The organism is Synechocystis sp. LEGE 06083, assembly GCF_015207725.1.
In the GTDB taxonomy this organism is placed as follows: Bacteria; Cyanobacteriota; Cyanobacteriia; order Cyanobacteriales; family Microcystaceae; genus Synechocystis; species Synechocystis salina.
In genome coordinates this window covers 1-3,428 of the sequence record NZ_JADEWJ010000346.1, presented here as the reverse complement: position 1 = coordinate 3,428, position 3,428 = coordinate 1, and the positions used below count along the sequence as shown (strand labels likewise).

At 48.7% G+C, this 3,428-nt stretch carries 4 protein-coding genes; 1 reads left to right on the top strand and 3 read right to left on the bottom strand.

Annotated elements, in window-relative coordinates:
* The 3 genes from IQ219_RS18215 to IQ219_RS18205 all read right to left on the bottom strand — a co-directional run.
* A partial coding sequence (locus IQ219_RS18215; RefSeq protein ID WP_194073539.1) for an ABC transporter substrate-binding protein occupies positions 1-1,490 on the bottom strand: 1,490 nt, incomplete at its 3' end.
* Positions 1,483-1,863, bottom strand: a complete 381-nt coding sequence (locus IQ219_RS18210) for a hypothetical protein (protein WP_194073540.1) — start codon at positions 1,861-1,863, stop codon at positions 1,483-1,485. The genes IQ219_RS18210 and IQ219_RS18215, both read right to left, overlap by 8 nt.
* 276 nt (positions 1,864-2,139) lie before the next feature.
* A complete protein-coding gene (locus IQ219_RS18205; protein WP_194073538.1) occupies positions 2,140-3,105 on the bottom strand; it encodes a DUF362 domain-containing protein in 966 nt (321 codons plus the stop codon).
* Positions 3,106-3,284: 179 nt separating this feature from the next.
* Here IQ219_RS18205 and IQ219_RS18200 point away from each other — a divergent pair.
* On the top strand, positions 3,285-3,428 hold a 144-nt coding region (locus IQ219_RS18200; RefSeq protein ID WP_194073537.1), incomplete at its 3' end, for a DUF29 family protein.

Here is a 3,428-nt window from a genome sequence, read left to right as displayed (position 1 = left end):
GGTATATGGGGATCGTTGCCGCCGGTTAACCCTAAAACCACCGCATCCCACTCTAAGCTATTGCTTAATTTGTCCACCAAAACGCCAAAACTGATGGGGCTAAAGTCCACTTGCATGCCCAATTTACCTAGATCTTCTTGAATTTGGGTACCCAAAGCTTCCCGCACTTTATTGCCGGCATTGGTGTTGAGCACAAAGCGGACACGGTTACCCCGATCATCCAATAATTGTTGTTGATTGTTATAGGTAAAGCCCCCTGCTTTTAGTAATGCTTGCGCTTTTTCTGGGTCATAGCTATAGACTTTGACATCGGGATTAAAAAAGGGAGATTGCACGGGGATAAAGGAATTTTGCTTTTCCCCCAGCCCCCGATAAATGTTATTAACCATTCTTTCCCGGTCAATGCCATAGGCGATCGCCTGGCGGAAATTGAGATTATTAAACCAGCGGGATTTAATTGGGTCCACTAAGGGTTTGCCCTGGCGCTTACCTTGGTTGAGATTAAAGGTTAAATAGGTGCTAGCGTAGGTGGGGCCACCGTTATAGATGACAAAATTACCCCGTTCCTCCTCCTGTTTGAGCAGGGAAAAGGATTCCGGCGGCACTCCCAGGGAATCTAAACTGCCAGAACGAAATTGCAGCAGGGATGTATCGGTGCTTTCCACAATGGCCCACACCACCCGGGGAATATAGGGCAGGGATTCACCGTTGGGGCCCTTTTCCCAGTAGTAGGGATTCTTACTAAAAATTACCCGTTGGCTGGTGACGTAGCGGGCTAATTTATAGGGACCGTTGACCACAATTTGATCCGGGGGAGTGTTGGTGCCCCAGGTGCTCAAAAATAAAGGATTACCATTTTCATCGGTCTTTTCCACCGTTTCCCGCAGAATATGGGCGGGCAAAATCGGAAATTGGGCTGTGTCTAAAAAGGGGGCAAAGGGTTCTGGGATGTTAAAAGCTACCTGGCGATCGCCTACTTTTGTGATCTTCGGTTCGGCCTGACTTTCTCCCACCTTCAAACCGTCCCGGTAATTATTGGGAATTTTGGGGTTTAGGTAAAGATCATTGTAGGAAAATAGTACGTCATCGACAGTGAGGGGTTCTCCGTCCGACCAGCGTAGACCTTCCCTGAGGGTAAAAGTGATGGTCAAATTATCCGGCGAAATTTCCCAACTTTCCGCCAAAGCTGGTGTTCTTTCCCCAGTGAGGGGATTTTCCCTGATTAGCCCTTCGTAGATATAACCAAAAACGTTGGGGGACTCCTGGGACAGCACCGCGTTGAAGGTTTTGGGGTCACTGAGCACGGAAAAAACCACCTGGTCCTTCAGTTCTGGTGAGAAACAACCTCCCAAAGAAAAGGCCAGGGTGAGGCAACACAGCATACTGCTGACCAATTTCCATCCCCAACTCCGAACCGACGGATAATTTTGCTGGCCTGACTTCTCTGCCTTGGCGATCGCCGTCTTCCTTTTTTCTACCACCCTATTCATTGCGACTTTGTTTCCCCAATGCGTAAACTGCCCCTGTGAAGACCGTCAATATGGCCAAGCTGATGGACCAACTCCCTCCTAAGCCCCATTTCAAGCCCCAATTACAGAGGGCTCCCATAACGAGGAAGGGCAAAATACTCATCACCGAAGCATAGAAAGCATTCTGGGCTTCCCTAACCTCCCTGGTGCGTTCATATTCTTCCACAGAGGTGTAGAGGGAACGTTCGGCAAAATTAAACCACCGTTGCAACTGTTCAATTAGCCAATTGCGCCCACTGCCCCAAGTTAGGTACAGCCCCAATGCCCATAGGGTTGCACCGGCAATCATCGCCGTATTAATGGGAATTTCGAAGGGAATCCAGTCCATGAGCATGGGGAGCGCCATTTGCAGTTTTTAGAATCTTAACAAACCCCCTGCCCCCACCACGGCGATCGCCCCTGGCCACCGATAACGGAAAACTTAAATTTAGCCTAAATCTAGCCATGAATATCCGTCTCTAAAGTACAGATAAACGTGAAAAAGAAAGCCGCCACTGAAGCAATGGGCGACCTCTAGCAATCGGAGGGTGATATTGACTTTATGTCTTATCTTTAGGTTAAGGCCGGAACGGCGGTCTTTATGTAGCCTATTTAACGAAAGTTCCCGTAACTAAGCTTTCCCCGTGTAGATATGTAAGGGTTCCTTGACAAAGCGAATGTAAAAGTGTTTGAACGTGGAGCGCAATACCCTGGGCAGGCCAAAATCAATGGGCATCAACACTTCCGGTAGTTTCCAATTATCCACCACCAACTCCCGGGGATGGGCCAGAGGAAAGGTCAATTCAGCGGCGGTGGGATTGAGTCCTAGCCGTTCCTGGGCCGCCATGGTGGGAATAGTAGCGGGGTCTAATTGCAAAATATCGGTGATGACAAAATCTAGGGCAAACACATCGGGGCTAGCGGCCAATAACCCCACTTCCCTTGGGTCACCGTGCATGGGGCCATTGCCTTCATGGGCCATAATGCCATCCAAAATAGTTAAATCCGGGGCGATCGCCTTGGCAGTTTCCACCAACATTTCCCCAAAGCGATTGGCATCCTTGCCGGCTTCCATGTGCCACCAAGCTTTCATTTTGCCGGGGACGCAACCGAATAAATTTTTTACCCCCATAGTCATGGTCAATTGGGAATGGGATTTAAGCTTGGGTAAATTAATCACCACGTCTGCATCCATGGCCTCCTTGGACAGGCGCAAATGATTAAAATTATCGCTATCAGTGGCATAGCGCCCCCCCCGGAATTCCACAATGGGAATATTCAATGCCTGCAACAGAGGCAAATAGCCGTTATTCTCTGCCACCCCCCGGGCTGAACCAAACGCAGGACTATCCCCCATAAACGGTTTACCGCCTGCTTCCTGCACCAGCTGGGCCACGGCGGCTACCATTTCAGGGCGGGTAATACATTCCCTGCCGGGCCGGTTACCAGTCAACAAATTGGGCTTGAGCAAAACTCGATCGCCTGGTTTGACAAAGTTGCCCATGCCGCCGAGGGGTTCAATTAAAGTTCTCAGGGAAGCCAGTAAACTTACTGCTTCGTAGGATTGGGCACGGAGCAAGCTAACGGGTTTGACCATGGTAGCGGCGAGTGATTGTAAACAAATGTGAATATAAACCTATTTCCGATTCTAGTCACATCAGACCCAAGATGCCAATTTGGGGGACAGTCTCTAATATCGGGACTTTGAGAACGATAAACCCTTAATAATCACCAAAAATCCCGTTTATAATCGATTAACTGATTGGGATAAACAGAATGGTTGCGGAACTAACCAAAGGGAAAACTTTGTATGACACCGACTATAACCTCTGGGTGTTGGATATGGCGGCAAAACTTAAAAGGCAAGAATTTTCTGCCCTAGACTTAGAAAATTTAATTGAGGAGATAGAAGATTTGGGC